The sequence below is a fragment of the Sphingomonas trueperi genome (assembly GCF_011927635.1).
GTDB classification, from domain to species: domain Bacteria; phylum Pseudomonadota; class Alphaproteobacteria; order Sphingomonadales; family Sphingomonadaceae; genus Sphingomonas; species Sphingomonas trueperi.
The window spans coordinates 117,188-142,230 of record NZ_JAATJB010000007.1; the positions used below are offsets into that span (position 1 = coordinate 117,188).

A 25,043-nucleotide genomic window follows, 5' to 3' on the forward strand; every position below is an offset into this window, starting at 1 on the left:
TTAGCCCGAGCGTCACCATCAACGCTCGGGTAATCACTTCCGCCTACCATTCGAGCCAAGGGGATCCAGCTTGGAGATGCCCCATGCTCGACCAAATCGCCCCCGCTCCGCTTCAGGAAGCGCTTCGCCGGGACTGGTTCGCGATGGCGTTCCAGCCGGTCGTCAACACCTCCACCCTGATCGTCACGGCCTATGAGGCGACGTTCCGCGGCCCGGACGGCGAAAGCCCTGCCGCGTTCGTCGAGACGCTGGCCGAGGACAAGCGTCCCACCTTCGACCTGCGCTGCCGCGTCGCGGCGATCGAACAGGCGATGGCGCTCGGCATCACCGAGCGCCATACCCGCCTCGCGATCAAGGTGATGCCGCGCTACATCACCGATCCGGTCGCCGATGCCGATCGCATGCTGCGCATCGTCCGCCGCCTCGGCTTCCCGGCGCGCGAGCTGGTGTTCGAGTTCAGCGACCGCGACGATCTCGAAAGCGACAAGATGCTCGGGCTGATGAAGGCCTATCGCAAGCTCGGCTTCCTCATCGCCTTCGACGATTTCGGCGCGGGCGACATGGGGCTCGACCTGCTCTCCGCCTTCACCCCCGATACGCTCAAGCTCGCCCCCGAACTGGTGCACAGCCTGTGCAGCAGCTGGGCCAAGCGAATCGTCGTCGAGCGCGTCGCGGAGATCGCGAAGAAGAGCCGCATCCGGCTGATCGCCGAAGGCGTCTCGACTCGCGCCGAGCATGATCGGCTGCGGTCGCTGGAGGTGACGCTGATGCAGGGCGACCTGATCGCACCGGCCCAGGTGGGCGCGTTGCCCGCCCCTGCATTGCGGCTCAACGCGGCGGCATGAGGCCCGAATCGGGGAATCGTTTGCAACTGCCGAAAGCAAGCACCGTAGATTCCCCAACCGGTTGAATCCGCTGCGGCGACGCACGGAATGGGAGGGTCGGGTCGAATTGGGTACCCAACATTCAGGTTCACAAGAATCGCGTTGAGGAGCACACCCCATGGCAACCACGATGGATCTTCGGATCGACCTGCAGCCGATCACGGCGCAAGGCAGCACCGAACCCTTCGCCTGGCATGCCGGCATCCAGGCACGCGCCCAGGCCTTCCACACCGTCGATGCGATCCTGCTGCGTGAGGACCGGGCCGAACTGGAAGGCATCCGCCTCGATCGCGCGCTCGCCGCCGCTGCCGCGGCCGGGCTGGCCGATGCCGGCACGCTGCTGGCAGTGCCGGTCCAGGTCCGCGCCGGTGCGCCGGATCGCCTGCTCGGCCACCTGTTCCGCGCCGCGCTGCGCCACCGCTTCCCACTCGACCAGATCGTCGTCGAGATCAGCGCCGACGAATCGACCGATCGCGATGCCGCCGCCGCGATGATCCACGCCTGCACCGATCGCGGCATGATGATCGGCCTGAGCGACTTCGCCGCCGGCCCGCTGGCGCTGGGCCTGCTCGCCCATTGCTCGCCGCGGCTGATCCGCCTCGCCCCGGCGCTGGTCCACCATCTCGAGGCCGCCCCGGCGCGCGCGCGCCTGGTCGAAGGCGTGCTGCGCCTCGCCGGCGGCATGGGCGTCACCGTGATCGCACCGGTTCCCACCGCGGAAGCCGGGCAGCGCGCCGCCGCCGCCGCCGGGCTCCGCCACTTCCAGGGCACACCGAACAGCGCGCCGCACGTCCGCCGCTATACCCGCCCGGTCCGCCGCTGGGGTGCGCCGATCGCCGCGACCCGCCTCGCCGCCTGAACGCCCCGGATTTGCCAGCACGCGGCGGCGCGACTATGCGCTGCGCCCCATGGCCGATCCCATCACTCTTCGCCGTCTTTACGGCCGCCGCCAGGGCCACAAGCTCCGCCAGGGCCAGTCCGCGCTCGTCGAGGAACTGCTGCCCAAGGTGAGCGTGCCCGATGCCGGCCCGCTCGATGCGCGGACCCTGTTCGGCGACGATCGCCCGCTCGAATTCGAGATCGGCTTCGGCGGCGGCGAGCATCTCGCCGGCCAGGCGACGATGCGCCCCGATCACGGCTTCATCGGCTGCGAGCCCTTCCTCAACGGCGTGGTCGGCGCGCTCAACCATATCCGCGACGGCGAACTCGCCAATGTTCGCCTGCACATGGGCGACGCGCTCGAGGTGATGGAGCGGCTGCCCGACGCGAGCCTGTCGCGCGTCTACCTGCTCCACCCCGATCCCTGGCCCAAGGCGCGCCACGCCAAGCGCCGCATGGTCAACCACGGCCCGCTCGACCTGATCGCGGCCAAGCTCAAGCCCGGCAGCGAATTCCGCCTCGGCACCGACGATCCCACCTATTGCCGCTGGGCGATGATGGTGCTGGGCCAGCGCAAGGACTTCGTCTGGCAGGCGCAGACCGCGCAGGACTTCCTCACCCGCCCCGCCGACTGGCCCGAGACCCGCTACGAGCGCAAGGCGCGCCGCCAGGGGCACGAGGTCTGGTATTTCCGCTATGTCCGGGTCTGAGCCCGGCCACCGCATCGAACGCGTCGAGACGGTCTATCAGGGGTGGGGCCGGCTGCTGCTGGCGACGCTGCGCACCCCCGACGGCAGCGTCATCACCCGCCAGATCGAGGACCATGGCGATGCCGTCGCGGTGCTCCCCTATGATGCGACCCGCGGCACCGTGCTGCTGGTCCGCCAGTCGCGCCCGCCGCTGATCTTCCGGAGCGAGCACGAGTCGGTCTACGAGGCGCTCGCCGGGCGGATTGATCCGGGCGAGGACGCCGACACCACCGCCCGCCGCGAGGCGATGGAAGAATGCGGCGTCGCCCTCGGCGCGATCGACCTGGTCGGCCATTTCTTCGCGATGCCGGCGGTCTCGACCGAGCGGCTGAGTCTCTATCTCGCGCCCTACAGCCTTGCCGATCGCACCAGCGCGGGCGGCGGGCTTGCCCACGACCATGAGGATATCGAGGTGATCGAAATGCGGCTCGATGATCTTTGGGAGAAGGGCATGGCGGCGCTGGCGGACATGAAGACCGCGATTTTGGTTCTTGCCCTGCGTGAGCGCCTCGACGCTCAGGCCTGGCCGCCCGCCGCCTGACCGCTGCGGCGCCAGGCCCCGCGCAGCAGCCGCGCGGCAAGCGCCTCCAGCCCCGGCCGCACGAAGATCCAGTCGCGGATCGCCGGGCCGGCGGTGGCGCCCATGGTCTGCTTGTAGCCGCTGTCGCCCGCGCCCCAATCGACCAGCCTCACCCCGCGCTCGCGGGCGCGCAGCAGGTTGCGATACTGGAGCAGCTTGCCCGGCGAATGCTTCGCCACCGCCGGATCATAGCTGTTGGCGATGGCATAGCAGCGCGCGCCGGTGACGAGATCGAACGAGAAGGCCATCGGCCGCCCGTCGATCCGCAGCATCGCGGCGGAGAGCATGTCCGCCAGCACCGGATCGTGCAGCGCCGCCTTCCAGAAGGCGCCATGCCCCTCGGCGGTGAACTTGGCGTCGCGCCCGTCGGTGCGCTCGGCGATCCAGCTGTGCCGTTCGATCTCGGCGAGCGTGTCGACATCGGGCGGGCCCCATTCCCAAGCGAGCGTGCCCGTGCTTGCCAGATGCTTCTCCAGATGCCGGTTCTTGCGAAGCGTCGATCCGCGCGGCCAGTCTTCTGATGCGATATCGAGCAGGAAGCTGTCCGCCACGTGCCGGTCGAGCAGCGTCCAGCCGGCCGCAAGCGCACGCGCCTTGAGCCAGTCGAGCGCCAGATCGCAGTCATAGACCGGCCCGATCCGCAGCGCCCGCACGCGTCGCGCCAGCGCGCCGAGCAGCGCATCCGCCGCCGCCGCGCTTGCGCCTTCCACCACGGGGAAGCTGCGGAACGGCCAGTAGCAGCCGGGAATCTCCGCCAGCCCCAGCCAGCCCGGCCCCTTGGCGACCAAGGGCAGCGCCGCCACCGGCACGCCCGCCTCCTCCACCCCCAGCGTTCGCGCCGTCCCGCCATAGGCCTGCAGCGCCGCGGCGTACCAGGCGCGGCGGAGGAAGCGGTGCCCCTCGGCCGCACGCATGGCGGCGTCGTCCAGCGCATCGGCAAGGCCGGCTTCGAAGCGGACGACGGGAGCCATGCATCCACTCTACCCCCTCACCCGTTACCATCCGGTGCAGCCCCTGCTTGCGCCGCACGCACCACCCCTTGCATAAGGAGCATGCATGGAAGGTCCCTATCTCTCCACCGTCTCGGATACGATCCAGGCCGCGATCGCGCCGGTGTTCCTGCTCGCCGGCATCGGCGCGTTCCTGAACACCATGGTCGGCCGGCTCGCCCGCATCGTCGATCGCGCGCGGGTAATCGAGGAGCTGCACCCGCGCTCCAGCGGCCCCGAGCATGACCGCCATGTCTGGGAACTCCGCATCATCGATCGCCGCATCTCGGTGATCAACAACGCGATCTTCCTGTGCACCGCCAGCGCGCTCGCCATCTGCCTGGTCGTCGCGCTGATGTTCGTCTCGCGCCTGGCGAACCTGCATGTCGGCATCTGGGTAGCCGTCGCCTTCATCATTTCGATGCTGCTGCTGATCGCGGGGCTGCTCTATTTCCTCGTCGAGGTGCGGATGTCGCTCAAGGCGATCCATGTCCGCGAGGAACTGCTCGAACTTGATTCCTAGACCATTGCCCTGAAGCCCCTGCCTGACTAACACCCCGCTTCCATTCCACGGTCGGGCAGGCAATGGCGGACGCACCTCTTATCGGCATCATCATGGGCAGCACCTCCGATTGGGAGACGATGCGCCACGCGGCCGACATTCTCACCGAACTGGGCGTGCCGCACGAGACCAAGGTCGTCTCCGCGCATCGTACCCCGCAGCGGCTCTATGACTATGCCACCGGCGCGGCCGACCGCGGCCTCAAGGTGATCATCGCCGGCGCCGGCGGCGCGGCGCACCTGCCCGGCATGGCGGCAGCGATGACGCATTTGCCGGTGCTCGGCGTGCCGGTGGAATCCAAGACGATGAAGGGGCTCGATAGCCTCTATTCGATCGTCCAGATGCCCGGCGGCATTCCCGTCGGCACGCTGGCGATCGGCAAGGCCGGCGCCAAGAACGCCGCCTTGCTCGGTGCCGCGATCCTCGCCACCTCGGACGAAGCGCTCACCGAGAAGCTGATCGCCTGGCGCACCGCGCAGACCGACAGCGTCGCGGAGGAACCGGCATGAGCGGCGCGCTTCCCCCCGGCTCGACCATCGGCATCCTCGGCGGCGGTCAGCTCGGCCGGATGATCGCGGTTGCGGCCGCCCAGCTCGGCTACCGCACGCACGTCCTCGCCCCCGACGAGGAAAGCATCGCCGCGCAGACCGCCTCCAGCTTCACCCGCGCCGATTATCACAGCCATATCGTGCTCGACGAACTGGCGTCCCACGCCGACGTGATCACCTACGAGTTCGAGAATGTCGCGCTCGCCCCCGTCGCGCACTTGGCGAGCAAGGTGCCCGTCCGCCCCGGCGCCCGGAGCCTGGAGATCGCGCAGGACCGCGCCAACGAAAAGGCGTTCGTCGCCGAGCTCGGCGGCCGCACCGCGCCTTGGGCGCTGGTCACCACCCGCGACGAGCTGCACGCCGCGATCGCCAGGATCGGCGCGCCGTCGATCCTGAAGACGCTGCGGCTCGGCTATGACGGCAAGGGCCAGGTGCGCCTGCACGACGCCTCCGAGGCCGAGGCGGCCTGGGCGGCGATCGGCGAGCGGCCGGCGATCCTCGAAGGCTTCGTCACCTTCAGCCACGAATTCTCGATCATCACCGTGCGCGGGCTCGACGGCACGCTCGCCAGCTATCCGCCGCCCTGGAACGAGCACAAGGACGGCATCCTCGCCCGCTCCACCCTGCCCGCCCCCGCCGAGATCGCCCGCCACTGGACCGAGGCGGCAGCGCTCTCCGGCCGCGTCGCCGAGGCGCTGGGCCATATCGGCGTGCTGACCTGCGAGTTCTTCGCCACGGAGGACGGCCCGGTGTTCAACGAGATGGCGCCGCGCGTCCACAATAGCGGCCACTGGACGATCGAGGGTGCCGAGACCTCGCAGTTCGAGAACCATGTTCGCGCGATCTGCGGCCTCCCGCTCGGCTCGACCGCGCTTACGGGCACGCATGTGGAAATGGAAAACCTGATCGGCGACGAGGCGAACCGCTGGCCCGAGCTGCTCGCCGAGCCGGGCACGCACCTTCACCTCTATGGCAAGGGCCAGGCCCGGCCGGGGCGCAAGATGGGGCATGTCACGCGGGTGAAGCGGGGCTAGCCCCCCGTCACCCGCGCGCGACGGCTCAGTTGCCCTCCGAGTCCACGACGAACACCTCGGGCTTGCCCCGCGACAGGGGATCCCAGCCGGCCGACAGCGCGGAGCGAACGCAACGCGTGATCGTCGCATCGTCCAGCTGGAGACGGCCGCGCGGCAGTCCCTTGAGCAACCGCTTGGGCGCCGGGAACTCCATCCACGCCTCGCGCTTGGCATCGCGCTGGGCGACCGCGATGGTCATCCCCTTCCAGCCCTCGTCGTCGGACAGATGGGGCTCGCGCTGCAGACGCCAATCATAGGTCACGCCATCCAGATCGATGGCACCGCTGGTGCTCAGGGATTTCGACATCGGAAGCCCCTAGCACGGGAACCGCGCCGACGCACGGGCGCAGGTCCGTCGCGCTACTGCACCAGCCCCGCCACGATCGGCAGCGCCGAGGCGAAGATCGTCGGCAGGCCGTTGTGGATGTAGATCCACTTCGCATAGTCCAGGAAGACGTCGGTGCGATAGGCGGTCACGTCGTTGCCGAAGGTGAACAGCGCATAGTCGGTGCCGAGCCGCTCGGTCAGCGCACTGCTCTCGGCGGGATCCATGCACTGGATCTCGAAGTGAATCACCGCCGGACGGCAGCCATGGTCGAGCACGTCGTCGATGATCGCCTTGTCCATGCCTTCGGCGTCGATCACCAGGATCTCCGGCATGCGGCCTTCCACCTGCGCGGCCAGCGCGTCGAAGCCGGTCACCGGCACGGTGACGCGTTCGATGCAGCTCTGGATGCGGCGCGTCGTCTCCGCATCGATGGTGAGGCCGCCGATCGCATTCTTGTCGTCATAGACGGACGAAATGCCGAGCACCCAGCGCGGCAGGCCCGCCGCTGCCGCCTTGTCCGGGTTGATCGCGTTGAGCACCAGCGGCTTTCCGTCGGCGCTATAGGCCTGCTGCAGCAGCACGGCGTTGCGGTTGTTGGCATAGCCGCGTTCGAGCATGCCGAACATGTACGGGTTGGGCTCGAGCAGCAGCGCGGGCGGATCGTAATTGACCATCGCCGAGCGCAGCGGATCGACGAGGACGCCGTCCGCCGCGCCGATCTGCCACACCATGCGATCGCGGTCCTGGTCGAGCAGCCAGTGGACGATCTTGTCGAATGCGAAGGCCGGGCGGTCCGCCGGCGCCACCGTCAGGCTGCCGCCGAGAAACTGCGCCGCCTCGGCGGCCATGGCGCGCGAATCGGCCATGACCTTGAGCACGACCTGGAGATTCGCGGCCCATTCGTCGTCGAAGCCTTCCAGGATGCCGGCCGCGTCCACCAGGTCGCCCCTGGCGAGCAGGTCGAGCGCCTTGCCCTTCTTCTGCTCGGGCGGCAGCCAGGCACCGCCCCACACATGGATGCCCAGCGTCTCGCCGAGGTCCTTGCGGCGGATCGAGGACAAGGGGGCATCGTACAGATAGGGGTAGAAGCTTGCCGGCGGCAGCCGCCGATGCGCGTGCTTCGCCAGATAGCTGCCGAACAGCCAGGGGCCGGTCGTGACGTTCGGGCGCGATTCATCGGGCTCGGCGGCGAGGATATGGTCGATCAGGTCGCGGAAGATCGGATGCCCCGCCGGCGCGCCGATGAAGCCGATCGAGCAATATTCGGTGGCATCGGTCTCGTTGCAGACGGTGAGTTCGCGGCACAGCGCCGCCGGCTCGAAATGCGCATAGGGCATGATGTCGCAATCGAGATAGATGCCGCCATGCGTGTAGAGGATCTCGTAGCGCGCGAGATCGGCGCGCGAGACATGGCTGGCGAAACGATCGAGCGCCGGCCGCGACAGCGTCAGCTCGTCGAGATCGCGGTCGGTCCAGGTGCGGAATGCGCAGTCGGGGAACTGGCGCTGCCAGGCTTGCCAATAGGCTTCGTAGGAGTCCGGAATCGGCCGCGTGCCGAACCAGATCCGGTGGAAGACAGTGGGCGCGTTCGGCGCGCCGCCCAGAGCGGGAACGGGGTTCGGGCGCACCGCGGCTGCCGGGACCGGCTTGCGGTCGACCGGGGCTGCGACCGGGGCCGGCTCCGGGGCTTGCCCGGTCACCACCTGCTGGTGCAGCTGGTCATAGATGTCCAGCGTGCTGCCCCATAGCTGCTCGGCATAGACCGGCCCGGGGCCCTCATATTTCACGCCGGAGAAATGCTCGGGGATGAAATAGTGGCTCGGGTAGATGCGCAAGCCGTGATAGCGATATTCGCGATAAGAGTCGGTGAGACGCTTCGGGCCGACGCTTTCCCACGCCATCCGGTCGACCACCGTCGGCTCCTGATAGATGTCGCCGATGATCTGCGCGACGAACGGGTTCTTCGGCTGCGCGGCGAAATAGCCCGCGGCGATCAGCCCGGGCCGCGTCATTTCGTTTTCCCAGCAGGCGAAGGCCTCGCAGTCGAGCAGATGGTCGTCGAGCGGGCGTACGCACACGCTGTCGGCATCGACGACGAAGCCGCCATGCTCGTACACGATTTCCCACCGCATCATGTCGGCGACGCCGTTCAGCTCGCGCTCGGACATCTCGCTCATGTGGCGGCCGTTGATCCAGCCGCGCTGCTGCAGCGACTCATTGCCCCAGATCCTGATCTCCCAGCCGGGATTGCGGGTGCGCCAGGTGTCGATGCAATTGTCCGGCCGCTTGGTTTCGTCCCCCACCCAGATGAAATGCAGAATCTTGGGTATCATGCAGCAGTCCTTCGATCCGATGGCCGTCGCGCGCGCAGCGTGTCCGTCCCCAATTCCCAGCGGCACGGGCGCGCGGAGGCCGTGGCCGCGCACGTCCGGAAGCATGGAGTAGCTGTAGGTCTTATAGACGCGGGGCACCGCCAGGGTCGGCCCGGATGAAGACTTGATTCAGCATAGTCACTAACCGCGCGCCGCTCGGACCGCGACTGCGGCGCCTCAGCGCTTTCCCGGATCCACCCGGTCCGCCAGCCGCGCGACTGCGGCGGCGTGGATGCCCTGCGTCGTCGCCAGCACGCCGTACGCCTCGCCCGCGGGGGTGTTGAAGCCCAGCGCCTGGCCCAGTGCATCGGTGACCGCCGCACCCGCCTCGCGGGCGAGCAGCACCGCGGCGGCGATGTCCCATTCATGCCCCCAGCGCAGCGTCGCGACGAGGTCGGCCTCGCCCGCCGCGACCATCGCGATGCGCAGCGCGATCGAATTGGGCTTGGGCACCGCTACCAGGTCGCGGTCGACCCTGGGGAGCTGGTCCGCCGGCACCCGCGCGCCGGGGAGCTCCGCGCGTTCGGCGGCCCGCAAGGCCATGCCGTTGCGCCATGCCCCCGCTCCGGCCCGCGCCGTCCACACCTCGCCGCGCGCCGGTGCGTCGAGCACGCCGATCACCGGCTGGCCGTTCTCCACCAGCGCGATCGAGACCGCCCAGCCGGGCCGCCCGCGCAGATAATCGCGGGTGCCGTCGATCGGGTCGACCACCCAGAGCCGCGACAAGGCAAGCCGGTCGGCATTGTCCACCGTCTCCTCCGAGAGCCAGCCGGCCTCGGGCAGCAGTGCCCCGAGCCGTTCGCGGAGCAGCGCATCGACCTCCAGATCGACGGCGCAAACCGGGTTGCCCGGCCCCTTCTCCCAGCGCGCGAAATCGCTCTGCCAGCGCGCCATCGCGTGCCGGCCCGCCTCGGCGGCGATCGCCGCGACCTCGGCGGCCAGCTCAGGCACCGGCGATCGTCATCCCGTCGATGCGGACCGTCGGCGCGTTGATGCCATAGCGGAACTCGAGGTCGTTGGCAGGCGTCAGCGCCAGGAACATGTCCTTGAGGTTGCTCGCGATCGTCACTTCGGAAACGGGGACGGTGAGCTCGCCCTTCTCGATCAGGAAGCCCGCCGCGCCGCGGCTGTAATCGCCGGTCACGCCGTTGACGCCCTGGCCGATCAGCTCGAACACATAGAGGCCATGCTCGATTTCGCCGATCAGCGTCTCGGCGGGCACATGGCCCGCTTCCATATAGAGATTGCTCGGCGACACGCCGGGCGCGCCGCCGCCGCCGCGCGTGGCATGGCCGGTCGGCTCGAGCCCGAGCTGGCGGGCAGCGGCGCTCTCCAGCAGCCAGGTCTCGAGCAGCCCCTCGCGGACGATCTGCATCCGACTGACCGGCAGCCCCTCGCCGTCGAAGGCACGCGAGCGCATCCCGCGCGGGCGGTGCGGATCGTCCCAGATCGTCACGCCGGGGGCGAAGATCTGGGTGCCCAGTGCATCGAGCAGGAAGCTGGTCTTGCGGGTGATGGCGGCGCCCGAGATCGCCCCCATGAGATGGCCGAGCAGCCCCGAGGAGACGCGACGATCGAACACCACCGGCATCGCGCCGCTGGCGATCTTGCGCGGGTTCAGCCGCGCCACCGCGCGCTCGCCGGCCAGCCGCCCGATCGCCTCGGGCGAGTCGAGCATCGCCGCATGGCGGGCCGAGTGGTGCGCATGGTCGCGCTCCATCGCGCCGTCGCTGCCGGCGAGCACGCTGGCGGAAATGCCGTGGCTCGACTGCGCATAGGCACCGTGGAAGCCGTGGCTGGTGACGAGCGCGAGCTGCACCCGGCTCGCGCCCGCGCCTGCACCCTCGCTGTTGGTGACGCCCTCTACGCCGCGCGCGGCTTCCTCGGCGGCGAGCGCGCGCGCCTTGAGCGCGGCGGGTTCCACCTCGGCGCCGTCGTCGAGGTCGAGATGCGGCGGCAGGCCGTGCATCAGCCGGTCCTCGGGGGCGAGGCCCGCCCATTGGTCCTCGGGCGCCTCGCGCGCCATCGCGACGACGCGCTCGACCAGGGCGGCGATCGCGTCGCTGCTCAGGTCGCTGGTCGAAACGCTCGCCGAGCGCTTGCCGACGAAGACGCGCAGGTCGAGCTCCTCGGCCTCGGAGCGTTCGACATCCTCCAGCGCCCCCATCCGGACGGAGACGGAAAGCGAGCGGTCGGCGGAGAAGACGGCGTCGGCGGCATCGGCACCGGCACGGCGGGCACGTGCCACCGCATCGGCGGCGCGCTCCAGGGCCTGATCGTTGTTCAGCATCCCCGCGACTTAGGGGCGCGGGGGCACAAAATCAAAGTCCGGACATCCCCACGACCGCGCAGGCGGCGAGCATCAGGAACCCGGCATCGCGATTGGCGCGGAAACGGCGCAGCGCATTGGCCCCGTCGGCGGGCTTGAGCGTGGCGAGCTGCCAGACGAAATGCACCGCCACCGGCAGCAGCGCGAGCAGCGCCAGCGGATCGGGCCGCACCGTCCACAAGGCCGCCGCCCACAGCGCCACCGCGCCGATATAGAGCAGCCCCACGCCGCCCCGCACCTGCGCGCCCATCCGCCGCGCCGAGGAACGCACGCCGACGATCGCATCGTCCTCCACGTCCTGCAGCGCGTAGATCGTGTCATAGCCGATCACCCACAGGATCGTGCCGGCATAGAGCCACCACTGCGCCCCCTGCCGGCTGGCGAAGGCCGCGACCGGATCGCCCGCGACGAACCCCACCACCGCGCCCGATCCGAACACGATGCCGAGGAACGCCTGCGGCCACCAGGTGATGCGCTTCATGAACGGATAGGCGGCGACCACCGGCAGCGTCGCCAGCGACCAGAGCTTGGCGGGGGTGGGCATCGCCAGCCACACGGCCAGGCCGATCGCCAGCAAAACGGTGAGCCAGGTCCAGGCCGCGCGCAGCGAGACGGCACCGCTCGGCAGCGGGCGGCTGCGGGTGCGCTCCACCTGCGCGTCGAGGTCGCGATCGACGATGTCGTTGTAGACGCAGCCCGCGCCGCGCATCGCGATCGCGCCGAGCAGCATTGCCCCGATCCGCCACCAGCCGCCCTCAGGCAGCCCGGACAGCAGCGCCCCCCAGGCGCAGGGCAGGAACAGCAGCCACCAGCCGATCGGCCGGTCCAGCCGGGCGAGCAGCGCATAGGGCCGCCAGCCGCTGGGCAGCAGGCCGATGAAGCCGCGATGTTCGGTATCGGGGGTGATGGGGGTGGCGCCGGTCATGCGCCGCCTGCTGCCACAATCCGCCGCCCTCCCCCAGAAATTTTTCGGGCATAATTTCGCGACAATCCGGGCATAGCGGGACGGATGGATTTCACCGGGAGGGAAAGAATGCGGGGATTGCTGGTCGCGGGTTGCTTGCTGCTGGTGTCGGGAGTCGCGCAGGCGCAGGACGCGCCACGCCCGCGTGGGCTGTTCGTCAGCCCGATGGGCGAGCCGTTCCGCGGCACCCCCGACGGCAAGGCGCCGCAGGACGCCTGGTTCGACGGCGCCGACGCCGATCATGACGGCGCGCTGACGCTCGACGAGTTCCGCGAGGATGCGATGCGCTGGTTCAAGGTCCTCGACCGCAAGGGCGACGGCGAGATCGACCCCGCCGATATCGAGCGTTACGAGACCGTCCTCGCCCCCGAGGCGCGCGGCGGCGGCTTCGAGACCGGCGGCCCGACGATGGGCGACAATGGCGAGGTGAAGGCGGCCGATATCGGCTCCACCCGCGTGCTGAGCGGCCTCGCCCGCTTCAACTATCTCGGCAGCCCCGAGCCGGTGACCGCCGCGGACACCAGCCTCAACGGCGGCGTCAGCCCGATCGAGTTCATGAGCGCCGCCAAGCGCCGCTTCGACCTGCTCGACACCAACCATGACGGCAAGATCACCAAGGCCGAGCTGCCCGAGCTGCGCACCGGATCGATGAAGCGCCGCGGCGGGCGTGGCGGCGGCGGTCACCGCGGTGGCCATATGGGCGGATCGATGGGCGGCAGCATGGGCGGCTGAGCCAAACGCCGGCGGAAGCACGGCTCAGGCAGCGTCCCTCCATCGACATCGCCTTGGTCAGCGCGCCGATCGCGCCGCCGATCCGGGGCTCGGCAGCCACGGGTTCCACGGCCCCATCAGGCTGCCGCCCGCGTCCACCGCGACGAAGGCGTCGAAGTTGGAGGAAATGCCACGCTGCATGTCGTCATAGCGCGGCTTTTGCTGGTCGGAGAGCTGGTCGCGCTTCAGGAGAGGCAGGCGCAGGGTCGTGCAGCACTTCGAAAGGCGCGGCGGAGATGCGCGCTGCACAAGCCCTAAGGTGCGCGCGCTGCTCCCCCGATCCTACCCGAGGATCGTCACAGAACGCGCCGCACCCCCGGGATCGCTCGCAACGCGCTGGCAAGCGCGAATGCACAGATACAAGCTGCTGCGGAGACCCCGATGAACTTGATCCAAGGCGCAGCGGGGATCGTCGCCGCCCATCGGCTGAGCGCGCCGACGACCGGCGGATGCACGATGAATGCGCCGAACGCATTTGCCGCGAACCACCGCGCCACCGGGCCCGAGCGCCGGGCCGGCGCCGCGGCCCAGGCGAACAGCGTCAGGATCACGCCGGTCGCGACGAACGGCTCCCACAGCGCATAGTAGAGCGCGTTCCAATTCCACCCACCTTCGAAGCCACCGGCGGCGCCGTGCAGGGCGATCACGACGGGCAGCGTCACGATGGCGAGAACCGCGACGGCAAGCCAGGGCAGGGCCGCACGCATGCCGATCCGCTCCAGAAGCCGGTTCGGCGCAGCAGCGATGCCGGCGAGAAACAACAGGATATAGCCCGGAAAATAGCCGAGCTGCAGCCACAGCACCTCGTGCCCGACCGGGATGACCAGCCGCACCGCGAAGGCCACCAGACCGATCCCGAGCATCGCCAGCAACAGCGTCCCCGGCCGCGGCAGTGCTGCCGCCGCTCGCCCGCTCGCCGGAAACGCGCCCGCCCAGCGCAACAGCGCATAGGCATGGGCGAAGATCAGCAGCGCCAGCGCGAACCAGAGCGGGCCCGGGCCATGCGTCCCGCCCATGATCCCCCGCCCCCACCGCCGCAGCAGATCCTCGCCACTCACGGCGTCGGCGATCGCGACGGTGAGCGGGAACAGGACGAAGAAGAACGCCAGCAGCGGCAGCCCGAGCCGGATCCCGCGGTCCGCCAGATAGCGGCCGGCGCCCTTCCGGCCGAACGAGGCGGGCGTGTAATAGCCCGCCAGCAGGAAGAACAGGCCCATGAAATAGGACTGGTTGACCGCGTTGAACATCACCAGCAGCGGGTTCGACGCGTTGGGCTCCTGCCGCCAGAACCATCCCCCCGACCCGCCATAGACGATTGCGGTGTGGTGCAGGATGACGAGCATCGTCATCAGCACCCGCACCAGATCGATGCCGGCGTTGCGCTGCGTCGGAGTGGGGTGGGGCGATGCCATCCCCACAATATGAAGCGAATCGTTGCGCTCGCCAACCGAGCTACGGGTGTAGGCCTACCCCGCCGCCAGCGCCGCCCGGATGCCGTCGATCACGAATTGCACCGCCAGCGCCGCGAGCAGCACGCCGAGCAGCCGCGACACCACCGCCTCGATCTTGGCGCCGACGATCCGCATGATCGGCCCCGCCGCCAGCAGCGCCAGCACGCACAGCAGCAGCACCGCCAGCATCGCCGAGAGCACCACCGCGGACTGCTCGATCCCCTTGCTCTGCGCCATCAGCAGCATCACCGAAGCGATCGAGCCCGGTCCGGCGATCATCGGCATCGCCATCGGGAAGATCGAGATGTCGACCGGATCCTCGGCCTTCACCTTCTCGGCGCGGTCCTCACGGCGTTCGGTGCGCTTCTCGAACACCATTTCCAGCGCGATCAGGAACAGCATGATGCCGCCGGCGATGCGGAAGGCGTTGAGGCTGATCCCCAACGCATGCAGCAGCGCCTCGCCGAACAGCGCGAAGCCGAGCAGGATGATCGCGGCGACCATCACCGCGCGCACCGCCATCGCGCGGCGATGCACGGCATTGGTCCCCGCCGTCAGCCCCGCGAAGATCGGCGCGCAGCCGGGCGGGTCGATGATGACGAAGAAGGTGACGAAGGACGAGACGAACAGCTCGATCAAATTGCGTCTGCCTCGAGCGTTACCCCCGCATTGCGGTGCGCGGCGACCAACGTGTTGCGCAGCAGGCAGGCGATCGTCATCGGGCCGACGCCGCCCGGCACCGGGGTGATCGCGCCCGCGACGCTCGCCGCGCCGTCGAAGTCGACATCGCCGACCAGGCCATCCTCGGTGCGGTTGATGCCGACGTCGATCACCGTCGCGCCGGGCTTGAGCCACTCGCCCTTGACGAAGTGGGGGATGCCCACCGCCGCCACGACGATGTCGGCATGGCGGAGATAATGCGGCAGGTTGCGGGTGCGCGAATGGACGAGGGTCACCGTCGCGCTCGCCTTGGTGAGCAGCGCCGCCATCGGCTTGCCGACGATGTTCGAGCGGCCGATCACCACCGCGTCGAGGCCGGACAGGCTGCCCAGCTTGTCCTCGAGCAGCATCAGGCAGCCGAGCGGGGTGCAGGGCACGAAGCCCTCCAGGCCCGTCGCGAGGCGACCGGCATTGACCGGGTGGAAGCCATCGACATCCTTCTCGGGCGAGATGCGCAGCAGCACTTCCTGCTCGTCGATATGCTTGGGCAGCGGCAGCTGGACGAGGATGCCGTCCACGCTCGCATCGGCATTGAGCTGGTCGACCAGCGCGAGCAGGTCCGCTTGGGTAGTATCCGCGGGCAGCTTGTGCTCGAAGCTCGCCATCCCGGCCTCGCGCGTCTGCTTGCCCTTGGAGCGGACATAGACGGCGGACGCCGGGTCTTCGCCCACCAGCACCACGGCAAGGCCGGGCACGCGCCCCGCCGCCGCTTCGAATGCAGGAACCAGGGTCGCGATGCGGGCGCGCAAGCCCGCGGCAAATGCCTTGCCGTCGATGATCTCAGCCGTCATGCCCCTCGCCATAGAGGCTGCGGGCGATCTGTTCCAGCGCCGTAGCGTCTCCGGCGATCGAAAGTCGCTTGAGCCGCGACGTCTCGCCCGCGATCAGCGTCACGTCGCGCTTGGGAACCCCGAACGTCTTGGCGACCAGCGGCACCAGCGCGGCATTGGCGGCGCCCTCCACCGGCGGCGCGGCGAGTCGCGCGGCGAAATGCTCTTGCGTCCCGGCTGCGAGCACGTCGCGCGACGCCCGGGGCGTCACCCGCACGGCGATCTCGAGTCCTGTGGCGCTAGGCCGCCAGGCCGGCACGGCTCAGAGCGCGGCGCCGGCGACCATGATCGCGATCCGCGGGATCACGATGTTCTGGAGGATGTAGAGGATCAGCAGCACGACCAGCGGCGAGATGTCGAGCGCGCCGAAATCGGGCAGGATGCGCCGGATCGGACGGTAGAGCGGCTCGGTCATCCGCTGCAGCGCGGTCCACACCGCACGCACGAAATCGCTGTGCGTGTTGATGACGTTGAACGCGATCAGCCACGACAGGACCGCCTGGATCACGATGATCCACCAGACGATGTTGAGCACCACCTGCACGATCTGCAGCAGCATCAGGCCAATCTGGGTCAATTCACTCTCCGCGACACCGTTTCAGGTGCGATATAGGATGAAATCCGCGCCGGACAATCAGGCGTGGACGAGCGTGCCGACGCCTTGGCGCGTGAAGATCTCCAGCAGCATGCCGTGCGGGATGCGCCCGTCGAGGATCACCGCCGCGTCGACGCCCGCCGCGACGGCGTTCACGCAGGTCTCCACCTTGGGGATCATGCCCCCCGAGATCGTGCCGTCGTCCTTCAGCGCCTGCACCCGCGCCGCATCGAGATCGGTGAGCAGGTCGCCGGTCTTGCTCAGCACGCCCGGCACGTCGGTGAGCAGGAAGAAGCGCTTGGCGCCACACGCGCCCGCGATCGCCCCCGCCATGGTATCGGCGTTGATGTTGTAGGTGTGCCCGTCCGCACCCAGCGCGATCGGCGAGACCACCGGGATGAAGCCCGAGGCCGCGAGCGACTGGAGGATGGAGATGTCCACCGCCACCGGCTCGCCGACAAAGCCTAAGTCGACATGCCGTTCGATGCCCTGCAGCGGATCGGCCTCGGTGCGCTGCACCTTTTCGGCGCGGACGAGGCCCGCATCCTTGCCCGAAATGCCCACGGCCTTGCCGCCGGCCGCCGCGATCCAGGCGACGATCTCCTTGTTGATCGATCCGGCCAGGACCATCTCGGCGATCTCGGCGGTCGCCTTGTCGGTGACGCGCAGGCCCCCGACAAAGGTCGATTCGACGCCGAGCCGCTTGAGCATGCGCCCGATCTGCGGGCCGCCGCCATGGACGACGATCGGGTTGATCCCCACTGCCTTCAGTAACACCACGTCTTCGGCGAAGTCGCGCGCGAGCTCGGGATCGCCCATGGCGTGGCCGCCATATTTCACGACGAAGGTGGCGCCGGCATAGCGCTGCAGATAGGGCAGCGCCTCGGTGAGGGTCTCGGCCTTGGCGAGCAGCGCCGGATGGGGTGCGTGGTCGGTCATGCGCGGCCCTTTAGAGCCGCTCAGGCCCTACGTCCATCGAGAGCGCGACCGAGCGCGACGGCGCCGGTGATCAGGAACGGCACGAGCACGATCGACAGCACCACCTTGGTGAGCATCTGCCCGCCCATCAGCTCCAGGATCGGCCGCGTGCCGAGGAAGGAGATGCTGATGAACAGCACGGTATCGACGATCTGCGACACCACGCTCGCCACCATGCCGCGGAACCAGACGAGGCCGCCCGGCCCGTCCCGCCCGCGCAGCTTGTTGAAGATGAACACGTTGAGCGTCTGCGACGTGCCGTAGGAGATGAACCCGGCGAGCATCATCCGCATCCCCTGCCCCACCACGATCGGGAAGGCGGCGACCGCGGGCGGGTACATGCCCGCATCGGCCGGCAGGATCAGCACCAGCTGGATCAGCGCGGCGGACATCAGCAGCGGCACGAAGCCCAGCCGCACCAGCCCGGTGGCGATCGCCTGGCCGTGCAGTTCGGCAACGGCGCTCGACAGCACGACGAGCAGCAGAAAGGCGAAGATCCCCGCCTCCACCGCCAGCGGCCCGAGCGCCACCTGCTTCACCCCGAGCACGCCCGCCATGCAGACCATGCCGCCATAGAGGATGGCGTAGACGAACAGCGAACGGGGAATGGCGAGCTTCTGGGTATCCATCGCCGGGTGCTAGCGCCAAAGCCCGCCGGGTGGAAGATGGCGTGAGGGGCGGAGGTGTCTCACCGGTTTCTGGATCACGCCCCGCGATCGCCCCGCTTGACGGCGCGCGCCGTCGTCAGCCGTGAAAGAGCGCGAAGTCGCTGGCGTAGAGCTGTTCGACGCGACCGACCGTGACGTTCGACATTTGGATAGGCTCGACGCTCGAGCGATTGAGTTCGGGCAGCACCTCGATCCCGAGCCACCGATTCAGATCGTCCGGCATGCGTCCCTTCTCCATCCGGAAGAGACGATCGACCATGGGGTTGCCGTCGGCGTCACACACGAAATCTGCCTGGGATTGCAGGGTGGTAATCGTCGTCAGCAGCTTGGGGTTAAGGTGAAGGCGCTCGACGAACTGATCGAACGTGTCGGTACCGCGCAACCGGAACATGTCATAGCGACTGACGGCGATCACGTCGGTGCCGCCATATTTGATGAACCGGTACGCAGATTGAAGCCGATCGAGCGGCTCGCGCAGCACGGCGAAGCTGGGAACGGCCGCGATTTCGGCGCCATACATCTCCCGCCAGAAGCTTGCCGTCGCGTGCGGAAGGTTGCGCCCGTAGAGATTGGCGCAGATCGACGTCCCGCCGGTCTTGGGAATGTGGATGAACAGGCGGCCCGCGGCGAGGACGGGCGGCACCATCGCGTTCCGGAACGCACGGCGCCACACCGGGCGTGTCAAGCGCGCGGCCGCCATTGCGGCGCCCAGACCTACGATGCCATGTCGCACCGTGTCCTTGGCAAGCAGAACATGCTCGGGCAGGAACCGCCAATCCACCAGATAGGGCCTATACTTGGCCGGGGTGTCGACAGGCCGCGCAACGGGCGCCACCGAAGCCGAGTCCTCGCCGGACGAGGAGGCGACATCAACGGTTTCGAGCTGTTCGTACCGGTCGCTCAATATGCGCGACTTCAACATCCATCTCCTAACGCAACACAGACCATCAATGCCTTTGCACGCTCGATCAGGAAAACCTTCTCTGCGATAAATTTCCTAGAAATACCCTCTTCACGACAAAAGGTTACGCCTGCGCAACATATAATATCATTAATGCTGCCGATACAGTATGTATTTCCGCGTAGCTTACGCTTTAGGGGAAGATCTGCAATCCCAATCAGATCATCACGAAAATCGTTCACCATTTCACTTGGTCGGCCGGACGCGGATCGGGAAGCCGGTCGCCGCCGAAAGCGCTTGAGCCTGTCCGAAACCGGCCGCTGCGCCCGCCGGGTTGCCGTCCGATCCGGTACCCACCACGCCGCTTGCCGCGCCTGACGCCCCGGCTATGCTGTCCGCGCAACCATCCCCGGGGGATTCCGCTTCGATGCCGTCCATGCGCCTGCTCTGCACCACTGCCCTGATCGCGCTCGCCGCGCCTGCCCTGCCCGCCGTCGCCCAGCAGGCGCCCGCCGCTACCGCACCCGCACCGCTTTCCACGCTCGTCGATCAGGTGAAGCTCCCCTATGAACAATTCACCCTCGCCAACGGCCTGCGCGTGATCGTCCATACCGATCGCAAGGCGCCCGTCGTCGCGCTCTCGGTCTGGTATGATGTCGGCTCGAAGCACGAGCCTGCGGGCAAGACGGGCTTCGCGCATCTGTTCGAGCATCTGATGTTCAACGGCTCGCAGAACGCGCCGGGCGATTTCTTCGAGCCGCTCAAGCAGGTCGGCGCCACCGATCTCAACGGCACCACCTATTACGACCGCACCAATTATTTCGAGACGGTGCCCAGGCCCGCGCTCGAACGCGCGCTGTTCCTCGAAAGCGACCGGATGGGCTGGCTCACCCCGGCGATCACCCAGGGCGTGCTCGACGAGCAGCGCGGCGTCGTCCAGAACGAGAAGCGCCAGGGCGACAACCAGCCCTATGGCCTGGTCGACTACACGCTGGTCGAGGGCCTCTTCGGCAACGGCCCCTATGGCCATTCGGTGATCGGATCGATGGCCGATCTCGACCGTGCGAGCGTCGCCGACGTGAAGGGCTGGTTCCGCGACCATTATGGCCCGAACAACGCGGTGCTCGCGCTCGCCGGCGACATCGACGCGGCCGAGGCGCGGCCGCTGGTCGAAAAGTACTTCGGCAAGATCCCGCGCGGGCCGAAGAGCGAACTGCCCAAGGTCAGCATCCCCACCCTGCCCGCGGCCAAGACGGTGGTGCTCAAGGATCGCGTTCCCGCGATCCAGGTCACCCGCAACTGGGCGATCCCCGGCCTCAACGATCCCGATGCCGCCGCGCTCGACGTGTTCGGCCAGGTGCTGGGCGGCCTCGCCAGTTCCCGGCTCGCCAATGCGCTGGTCCGCGAGGAGAAGCTTGCGGTGAGCGCCTATGCCTATGCCGAGACCTTCTCGCAGGCGGGCACCTTCACCATCGGCGCGACGCTGCAGCCCGGCGTCGACCCGGCGAAGGTCGAAAAGCGGATCGACGCGATCCTCGCCGAGCTGATCTCCAAGGGCCCGACCGCAGACGAGGTGCAGCGCGTCGCCACCACCAGCGTCAGCGATACGATCAAGGGCCTGCAATCCACCCGCGCCCAGGCGGCGGCGCTGGCCGAGGGCGCGCTCTACTCGAACGATCCCGGCTTTTTCCGCAAGCGGCTGGAGGAAGTGGCGAAGATGACGCCGGCCAAGGCCCGCGCCGCCGCCGCCAAGTGGCTCACCCGCCCCGCCTTCACGATCATCGTCGAACCCGGCGAGCGCGAGGCCTATCAGGAGGCCGCGGCGGTCGCGCCGGCCAAGCCCGCCGCCGAGGAAGCGATCCCCAAGGGCGATCGCGGCGCGATGCCCGATGTCGGCGCGATCCGCGACATCCGCTTCCCCACCGTCACCCGCACCCGCCTGGCGAACGGGATCGAGCTGATCTACGCCCAGCAGACCGCGGTGCCGGTGACGCGCATGGTGCTGAGCTTCGATACTGGCGCCACCGCCGATCCGGACGGCAAGCCCGGCACCCAGAACCTCACCTTGTCGCTGATGGACGAGGGCACGACCAGCCGCAATTCGATCGCGATCGCCGAGGCCAAGGAGCGGCTGGGCGCGGAGATCGGCGGCGGCAGCTCGGCCGACCGCACCTATCTCAGCCTCGGCGTGCCGAGCGCCAATCTGGGCGGCGGCGTCGAGCTGTTCGCCGACATCGTCCGCCACCCGGCCTTCGCGCCGGCGGAAGTGGAGCGGCTGCGCGCCACCACGCTCACCGCGATCCAGTTCGAGCTGAGCAGCCCGAGCGGGCTCGCCAACCGCGCGCTGCCGGGGCTGCTCTATGGCCCGGCCAACCCGTACGCCAAGCTCGCCAACGGCTCGGGCGACCCCGCCGTGGTCGCCAAGCTGTCGCGCGACGAGCTGGTCGCCTTCCACCGTGCCTGGATCCGGCCGGACAAGGCCAAGGTGTTCGTGGTCAGCGACCTGCCGCTGGCGCAGGTTAAGGCGGCGCTCGACGCGCGCTTCGGCGACTGGCAGGGCGAAGGCGCGGGCGGCGTCAAGGCGTTCACCGCCAAGCCGCAACAGGCGAGCCCGCGTATCGTGCTGGTCGACCGGCCCAATTCGCCCCAGTCGCTGATCGTCGCCGGGCAGATGACCCCGCTCGATCCGGCCAGCGACCTGCTCGTCGCGATCACCGCCAACCAGGTGCTGGGCGGCGGCTTCCTCTCGCGGATCAACATGGACCTGCGCGAGGCGCGGCACTGGTCATACGGCGCCGGCGGCGGGTTCAACTGGCTCGAGCATGCCGTGCCCTATGCGGTGAACGCGCCGGTCCAGGCTGATCGCACGGGCGATTCGATCAAGGCGATCCGCGACGATGTCCGCGCCTTCCTGACCACCAGCGGCGTCACCCCCGCCGAGCTCGCCCGCGAGATCACCGGCAGCACCCGCGAGCTGGCCGGACGATTCGAAACCGCCAATGCGGTGCTCGGCGCGATGCAGCAGAACGACATCCGCCACCGTCCGGACGATTATTACGACAGCATCGCGCAAAAATATCGTGCGCTCACCGCCGCCCAGCTTGACGCTGCGGCACGCGGGGCACTCGACGTCGATCGCTTCGTTTGGGTGGTGGTGGGCGACGCCGCCAAGGTCCGTCCGCAGCTTGACAGCCTCGGCCTGCCTGTCGAGGTGATCAGCGCGAGTTCTCTGGCGGGGAAGGCCCCGTCGGCAACCAAGTAATCACGCGAAGGAGAGATCCAAATGGCGAATGTGGATGGCAACTGGAACACCGTGACCAAGTCGCCGCTGGGCGACCAGCAGGCGACGCTGAGCGTTACCAGCAACGGCGACAGCTTCACCGGCAGCTTCAACGGCGCGATGGGCCAGACCGAGATCAAGGACGGCAAGGTCAATGGCGACACGCTCAGCTGGTCGCTCGACATCTCGGTGCCGATGCCGATGACGCTCACCTGCGAGGCGACCGTCAACGGCGACAGCCTCGACGGCACCGTCACCGCGGGCGCGTTCGGCAGCTTCCCGATCACGGGCACGCGGGCGTAACGGCACCCTCCTCCTCCTTGAGGGGGAGGATAGCGAAGCTTGGAGGGGCTGAGCGGCTGCGCAAGCCGCCGCGCCACCGCCCCTCTCCCTCCCACCGCCCAGCGGCGGCGGGCCCCTCCCTCTCCCCGGAGGGGAGAGGGGTGCAGGGGACTTGCCCCCGCCCCACGACTTCCTACAACGTCGCCATGAGCGAAAACCCCACGCCGCCCGTCGCCGCGACCCGCCCGCACAGCGTCACCCACCACGGCATCACGATCGAAGACCCCTGGGCCTGGCTGCGCGACCCCGGCTACCCCGACGTCACCGACAAGGACGTGCTCGCCTATCTCGAGGCCGAGAACGCCTATTTCGAAGCGATCATGGCGCCCCACAAGGCGCTTTCCGAGACGCTGTTCCAGGAGATGCGCGGCCGCATCAAGGAAGACGAATCCACCGTCCCCCAGAAGGACGGCGACTGGCTCTACTGGACCGATTACGAGACCGGCGGCGAATATCCGCGCTGGTGGCGCAAGCCCGTCGCCGGCGGCCCCGACGAGCTGATCCTCGACGAACCCGCGCTCGCCGCGGGCAAGGAATATTTCCGCGTCGGCGCGGTCAGCATCAGCGAGGACGGCACGCTGATGGCCTATTCGACCGACGACAACGGCTCCGAACGCTATACCATCCGCTTCAAGGACCTGGGCACCGGCACCGCGACGGAAGAAGCCATCCCCGGCGCCGCCGGCCGCTGGGGCGATGTCGCGATCGAAGGGTCGATCGGCAATCTCGTCTTCACGTCCGGCGGCGACGCGCTGCTCTACGGCCTCACCGACGAGCATTGGCGCACCCGCACGATCAAGCTCCACCGCCTCGGCACCGATCCGGCGGAGGACGTGGTGGTCTATCACGAGGAGGAACTCGGCTTCTCGGTCGGCGTCGAGACGAGCAGCGACCGCAAGTGGATCCTGCTCACCACCAGCGACCATGAGACCAGCGAGATCCGCCTCCTCCCCGCGCACGATCCGCTGGGGCAGGCGATCCTCGTCGCCCCGCGCAAGACCGGCCGTGAATACGACGTCGACACCCACGGCGACACGCTGTTCATCCACACCAACGACACCGACACCAACTGGCGCCTCGTCACCGCGCCGATCGCGGCTCCGTCCGAATGGACCGAGCGCATCGCCCCTTCGCGCCATTTCTACATGACCGGGGTGGCCTGCTTCGCCGATTTCTTCGTGGTCGAGGGCCGCGAGGACGGGCTCGATCAGATCGAGCTGCACCGCTACGACGCGAGCGTGCCCCCGACGCGCCTGCAGTTCCCCGAGGCGAGCTATGTCGCGGGCCTGGGCGACAACCCGGAGTACGCCGTCACCAAGCTGCGCCTCGGCTATGAATCGATGGTCACCCCCGGCACCGTCCAGGATTACGACGTCGCCACCGGCGCGCTGGAGACGCTGAAGGTCCAGGAAATCCCCAGCGGCTATGACGGCAGCAAATATCGCACCGAGCGCCTGACCATCACCGCGCGCGACGGCACCGCCGTCCCCGTCTCGATCGTCTACCCGCAGGACTTCCCGCGCGACGGCACCGGCAAGCTCTATCTCTATGCGTACGGCGCCTATGGCCACGCCATCCCGCCGGGCTTCTCGACCAGCCGCATGTCGTTTCTCGATCGCGGCATGGCCTTCGCCATCGCCCATATCCGCGGCGGCGACGATCTCGGCCAGCACTGGTATCACGAAGGCAAGCTGGAGAAGCGCACCAATACCTTCCACGATTTCGTCGACGTGGCGAAGGGGCTGATCGCGCTCGGCTATACCGCGCCGGGCCGGATCGCCATCGCCGGCCGATCGGCGGGCGGCGAGCTGATGGGCGCGGTGGTCAATTCCGATCCCGCGCTGTGGGGCGCGGTGATCGCCGACGTGCCGTTCGTCGACGTGCTCAACACCATGCTCGACGAGAGCCTGCCGCTCACCCCCGGCGAGTGGCCCGAATGGGGCAACCCGATCGAGGACAAGGCGGCGTTCGAGCTGATCCGCAGCTACAGCCCGTACGACAATGTGAAGGCACAGGCCTATCCGCCGATGCTGATCTCGGGCGGCCTCAACGACCCGCGCGTGACCTATTGGGAGCCCGCCAAATGGGCCGCCCGCCTGCGCGCGACCAAGACCGACGACAACATCCTGCTGCTCAAGACCAATATGGGCGCCGGCCATGGCGGCAAGTCCGGGCGCTGGGAGAGTTTGCGCGAATATGCCGACGAGATGGCGTTCGTGCTTTGGCAGTTGGGGGTGGAGGGGTAACCCT

27 protein-coding genes are annotated in these 25,043 nt (G+C 68.6%); 11 read left to right on the forward strand and 16 right to left on the reverse strand.

Annotation, left to right across the window (positions count from 1 at the left end; translation table 11 throughout):
• Positions 1–83 precede the first annotated feature (83 nt).
• From GGR89_RS12860 to GGR89_RS12875, 4 genes are all read left to right on the forward strand, one after another.
• Entirely contained in the window at positions 84–845 is a 762-nt protein-coding gene (locus GGR89_RS12860) for an EAL domain-containing protein (RefSeq protein ID WP_125977192.1), read from the forward strand.
• A 157-nt stretch (positions 846–1,002) separates the two neighbouring features.
• Positions 1,003–1,743, forward strand: a complete 741-nt coding sequence (locus tag GGR89_RS12865; protein WP_125977193.1) for an EAL domain-containing protein — start codon at positions 1,003–1,005, stop codon at positions 1,741–1,743.
• Positions 1,744–1,792: 49 nt separating this feature from the next.
• Positions 1,793–2,473 carry a tRNA (guanine(46)-N(7))-methyltransferase TrmB gene (trmB, locus tag GGR89_RS12870; protein WP_125977194.1) on the forward strand — a complete coding sequence of 227 codons (681 nt, stop codon included), beginning with the start codon at positions 1,793–1,795 and terminating at the stop codon, positions 2,471–2,473.
• On the forward strand, positions 2,460–3,053 hold the full coding sequence (locus GGR89_RS12875; RefSeq protein WP_125977195.1) for an NUDIX domain-containing protein: 594 nt from the start codon (positions 2,460–2,462) through the stop codon (positions 3,051–3,053). Before trmB ends, GGR89_RS12875 begins: the two co-directional genes overlap by 14 nt.
• On the opposite strand, the gene GGR89_RS12880 is transcribed toward GGR89_RS12875, so the two are convergent.
• The gene (locus GGR89_RS12880; RefSeq protein WP_125977196.1) at positions 3,029–4,063 is read right to left on the reverse strand and encodes a GNAT family N-acetyltransferase; all 1,035 of its coding nucleotides are present in this window, start codon (positions 4,061–4,063) and stop codon (positions 3,029–3,031) included. The genes GGR89_RS12875 and GGR89_RS12880 overlap by 25 nt on opposite strands.
• A gap of 85 nt (positions 4,064–4,148) precedes the next feature.
• On the opposite strand from GGR89_RS12880, the gene GGR89_RS12885 reads away from it, so the two are divergent.
• From GGR89_RS12885 to GGR89_RS12895, 3 genes are all read left to right on the forward strand, one after another.
• The gene (locus GGR89_RS12885) at positions 4,149–4,604 is read left to right on the forward strand and encodes a DUF2721 domain-containing protein (protein ID WP_125977197.1); all 456 of its coding nucleotides are present in this window, start codon (positions 4,149–4,151) and stop codon (positions 4,602–4,604) included.
• Between the two features lie 62 nt (positions 4,605–4,666).
• Entirely contained in the window at positions 4,667–5,152 is a 486-nt protein-coding gene (purE, locus tag GGR89_RS12890) for a 5-(carboxyamino)imidazole ribonucleotide mutase (protein WP_125977198.1), read from the forward strand.
• On the forward strand, positions 5,149–6,225 hold the full coding sequence (locus GGR89_RS12895) for a 5-(carboxyamino)imidazole ribonucleotide synthase (protein ID WP_125977199.1): 1,077 nt from the start codon (positions 5,149–5,151) through the stop codon (positions 6,223–6,225). The genes purE and GGR89_RS12895 overlap by 4 nt, the downstream gene beginning before the upstream one ends.
• 25 nt (positions 6,226–6,250) lie before the next feature.
• Here GGR89_RS12895 and GGR89_RS12900 read toward each other — a convergent pair whose 3' ends face one another.
• From GGR89_RS12900 to ubiA, 5 genes are all read right to left on the reverse strand, one after another.
• A complete protein-coding gene (locus tag GGR89_RS12900) occupies positions 6,251–6,571 on the reverse strand; it encodes a hypothetical protein (protein ID WP_125977200.1) in 321 nt (106 codons plus the stop codon).
• A gap of 53 nt (positions 6,572–6,624) precedes the next feature.
• Positions 6,625–8,925, reverse strand: coding sequence for a glycosyltransferase (locus GGR89_RS12905; protein WP_125977201.1), 2,301 nt, complete (start codon positions 8,923–8,925; stop codon positions 6,625–6,627).
• A 216-nt stretch (positions 8,926–9,141) separates the two neighbouring features.
• Positions 9,142–9,915, reverse strand: a complete 774-nt coding sequence (locus GGR89_RS12910) for a 3'(2'),5'-bisphosphate nucleotidase CysQ (protein ID WP_125977202.1) — start codon at positions 9,913–9,915, stop codon at positions 9,142–9,144.
• Positions 9,908–11,254: a TldD/PmbA family protein gene (locus GGR89_RS12915; protein WP_125977203.1), complete on the reverse strand. Its 1,347-nt coding sequence runs from the start codon at positions 11,252–11,254 to the stop codon at positions 9,908–9,910. The genes GGR89_RS12910 and GGR89_RS12915 overlap by 8 nt, the downstream gene beginning before the upstream one ends.
• 31 nt (positions 11,255–11,285) lie before the next feature.
• Positions 11,286–12,218: a 4-hydroxybenzoate octaprenyltransferase gene (gene ubiA / locus GGR89_RS12920; RefSeq protein ID WP_125977204.1), complete on the reverse strand. Its 933-nt coding sequence runs from the start codon at positions 12,216–12,218 to the stop codon at positions 11,286–11,288.
• 108 nt (positions 12,219–12,326) lie between these two features.
• Between ubiA and GGR89_RS12925 the strand changes: the two genes are divergently transcribed.
• On the forward strand, positions 12,327–12,989 hold the full coding sequence (locus tag GGR89_RS12925) for an EF-hand domain-containing protein (RefSeq protein ID WP_164542702.1): 663 nt from the start codon (positions 12,327–12,329) through the stop codon (positions 12,987–12,989).
• A gap of 57 nt (positions 12,990–13,046) precedes the next feature.
• Here the strand turns inward: GGR89_RS12925 and GGR89_RS12930 are convergent, their stop codons facing one another.
• The 10 genes from GGR89_RS12930 to GGR89_RS12975 all read right to left on the reverse strand — a co-directional run bounded on the left by GGR89_RS12930 (position 13,047) and on the right by GGR89_RS12975 (position 19,609).
• Positions 13,047–13,277 (reverse strand): hypothetical protein, encoded by a 231-nt coding sequence (locus GGR89_RS12930; RefSeq protein ID WP_125977206.1) that lies wholly within the window; start codon positions 13,275–13,277, stop codon positions 13,047–13,049.
• A gap of 47 nt (positions 13,278–13,324) precedes the next feature.
• Positions 13,325–14,440 carry an acyltransferase family protein gene (locus tag GGR89_RS12935; protein ID WP_126000661.1) on the reverse strand — a complete coding sequence of 372 codons (1,116 nt, stop codon included), beginning with the start codon at positions 14,438–14,440 and terminating at the stop codon, positions 13,325–13,327.
• 54 nt (positions 14,441–14,494) lie between these two features.
• Positions 14,495–15,118 carry a MarC family protein gene (locus GGR89_RS12940; protein WP_125976656.1) on the reverse strand — a complete coding sequence of 208 codons (624 nt, stop codon included), beginning with the start codon at positions 15,116–15,118 and terminating at the stop codon, positions 14,495–14,497.
• Entirely contained in the window at positions 15,115–15,990 is an 876-nt protein-coding gene (gene folD / locus GGR89_RS12945; RefSeq protein WP_125976655.1) for a bifunctional methylenetetrahydrofolate dehydrogenase/methenyltetrahydrofolate cyclohydrolase FolD, read from the reverse strand. The genes GGR89_RS12940 and folD overlap by 4 nt, the downstream gene beginning before the upstream one ends.
• Positions 15,980–16,288 carry a DUF167 domain-containing protein gene (locus GGR89_RS12950; protein ID WP_125976654.1) on the reverse strand — a complete coding sequence of 103 codons (309 nt, stop codon included), beginning with the start codon at positions 16,286–16,288 and terminating at the stop codon, positions 15,980–15,982. Before GGR89_RS12950 ends, folD begins: the two co-directional genes overlap by 11 nt.
• 3 nt (positions 16,289–16,291) lie before the next feature.
• On the reverse strand, positions 16,292–16,588 hold the full coding sequence (locus tag GGR89_RS12955; RefSeq protein ID WP_206431069.1) for a YggT family protein: 297 nt from the start codon (positions 16,586–16,588) through the stop codon (positions 16,292–16,294).
• Positions 16,589–16,663: 75 nt separating this feature from the next.
• The gene (gene argB, locus GGR89_RS12960) at positions 16,664–17,563 is read right to left on the reverse strand and encodes an acetylglutamate kinase (RefSeq protein WP_093297079.1); all 900 of its coding nucleotides are present in this window, start codon (positions 17,561–17,563) and stop codon (positions 16,664–16,666) included.
• Positions 17,564–17,583: 20 nt separating this feature from the next.
• Positions 17,584–18,231 (reverse strand): queuosine precursor transporter, encoded by a 648-nt coding sequence (locus GGR89_RS12965; RefSeq protein ID WP_125976653.1) that lies wholly within the window; start codon positions 18,229–18,231, stop codon positions 17,584–17,586.
• Between the two features lie 115 nt (positions 18,232–18,346).
• The gene (locus GGR89_RS12970) at positions 18,347–19,192 is read right to left on the reverse strand and encodes a sulfotransferase family protein (RefSeq protein ID WP_125976652.1); all 846 of its coding nucleotides are present in this window, start codon (positions 19,190–19,192) and stop codon (positions 18,347–18,349) included.
• A 225-nt stretch (positions 19,193–19,417) separates the two neighbouring features.
• Positions 19,418–19,609 (reverse strand): hypothetical protein, encoded by a 192-nt coding sequence (locus GGR89_RS12975; protein ID WP_126000660.1) that lies wholly within the window; start codon positions 19,607–19,609, stop codon positions 19,418–19,420.
• Here GGR89_RS12975 and GGR89_RS12980 point away from each other — a divergent pair.
• The 3 genes from GGR89_RS12980 (at position 19,599) to GGR89_RS12990 (ending at position 25,039) form a co-directional block, all read left to right on the forward strand.
• A complete protein-coding gene (locus tag GGR89_RS12980; RefSeq protein WP_125976651.1) occupies positions 19,599–22,433 on the forward strand; it encodes a M16 family metallopeptidase in 2,835 nt (944 codons plus the stop codon). The two genes, GGR89_RS12975 and GGR89_RS12980, sit on opposite strands and share 11 nt — an antisense overlap.
• 21 nt (positions 22,434–22,454) lie before the next feature.
• Entirely contained in the window at positions 22,455–22,754 is a 300-nt protein-coding gene (locus GGR89_RS12985) for a hypothetical protein (RefSeq protein WP_125976650.1), read from the forward strand.
• Positions 22,755–22,939: 185 nt separating this feature from the next.
• Positions 22,940–25,039, forward strand: coding sequence for a S9 family peptidase (locus GGR89_RS12990; protein WP_125976649.1), 2,100 nt, complete (start codon positions 22,940–22,942; stop codon positions 25,037–25,039).
• The last annotated feature ends 4 nt before the right edge of the window (positions 25,040–25,043 follow it).

Bases quoted from the DNA above. Each gene is read 5' to 3' on its own strand.
- folD (WP_125976655.1), bottom strand. From the start codon at position 15,990: ATGACGGCTGAGATCATCGACGGCAAGGCATTTGCCGCGGGCTTGCGC.
- purE (WP_125977198.1), top strand. From the start codon at position 4,667: ATGGCGGACGCACCTCTTATCGGCATCATCATGGGCAGCACCTCCGAT.
- GGR89_RS12905 (WP_125977201.1), bottom strand. From the start codon at position 8,925: ATGATACCCAAGATTCTGCATTTCATCTGGGTGGGGGACGAAACCAAG.
- GGR89_RS12885 (WP_125977197.1), top strand. From the start codon at position 4,149: ATGGAAGGTCCCTATCTCTCCACCGTCTCGGATACGATCCAGGCCGCG.
- GGR89_RS12935 (WP_126000661.1), bottom strand. From the start codon at position 14,440: ATGGCATCGCCCCACCCCACTCCGACGCAGCGCAACGCCGGCATCGAT.
- GGR89_RS12880 (WP_125977196.1), bottom strand. From the start codon at position 4,063: ATGGCTCCCGTCGTCCGCTTCGAAGCCGGCCTTGCCGATGCGCTGGAC.
- GGR89_RS12975 (WP_126000660.1), bottom strand. From the start codon at position 19,609: ATGGACGGCATCGAAGCGGAATCCCCCGGGGATGGTTGCGCGGACAGC.
- argB (WP_093297079.1), bottom strand. From the start codon at position 17,563: ATGACCGACCACGCACCCCATCCGGCGCTGCTCGCCAAGGCCGAGACC.
- GGR89_RS12915 (WP_125977203.1), bottom strand. From the start codon at position 11,254: ATGCTGAACAACGATCAGGCCCTGGAGCGCGCCGCCGATGCGGTGGCA.
- GGR89_RS12865 (WP_125977193.1), top strand. From the start codon at position 1,003: ATGGCAACCACGATGGATCTTCGGATCGACCTGCAGCCGATCACGGCG.
- GGR89_RS12970 (WP_125976652.1), bottom strand. From the start codon at position 19,192: ATGTTGAAGTCGCGCATATTGAGCGACCGGTACGAACAGCTCGAAACC.
- GGR89_RS12860 (WP_125977192.1), top strand. From the start codon at position 84: ATGCTCGACCAAATCGCCCCCGCTCCGCTTCAGGAAGCGCTTCGCCGG.
- GGR89_RS12875 (WP_125977195.1), top strand. From the start codon at position 2,460: ATGTCCGGGTCTGAGCCCGGCCACCGCATCGAACGCGTCGAGACGGTC.
- GGR89_RS12895 (WP_125977199.1), top strand. From the start codon at position 5,149: ATGAGCGGCGCGCTTCCCCCCGGCTCGACCATCGGCATCCTCGGCGGC.
- GGR89_RS12985 (WP_125976650.1), top strand. From the start codon at position 22,455: ATGGCGAATGTGGATGGCAACTGGAACACCGTGACCAAGTCGCCGCTG.
- GGR89_RS12980 (WP_125976651.1), top strand. From the start codon at position 19,599: ATGCCGTCCATGCGCCTGCTCTGCACCACTGCCCTGATCGCGCTCGCC.
- GGR89_RS12900 (WP_125977200.1), bottom strand. From the start codon at position 6,571: ATGTCGAAATCCCTGAGCACCAGCGGTGCCATCGATCTGGATGGCGTG.
- GGR89_RS12990 (WP_125976649.1), top strand. From the start codon at position 22,940: ATGAGCGAAAACCCCACGCCGCCCGTCGCCGCGACCCGCCCGCACAGC.
- GGR89_RS12955 (WP_206431069.1), bottom strand. From the start codon at position 16,588: ATGCTGCTGCAGATCGTGCAGGTGGTGCTCAACATCGTCTGGTGGATC.
- GGR89_RS12965 (WP_125976653.1), bottom strand. From the start codon at position 18,231: ATGGATACCCAGAAGCTCGCCATTCCCCGTTCGCTGTTCGTCTACGCC.
- trmB (WP_125977194.1), top strand. From the start codon at position 1,793: ATGGCCGATCCCATCACTCTTCGCCGTCTTTACGGCCGCCGCCAGGGC.
- ubiA (WP_125977204.1), bottom strand. From the start codon at position 12,218: ATGACCGGCGCCACCCCCATCACCCCCGATACCGAACATCGCGGCTTC.
- GGR89_RS12925 (WP_164542702.1), top strand. From the start codon at position 12,327: ATGCGGGGATTGCTGGTCGCGGGTTGCTTGCTGCTGGTGTCGGGAGTC.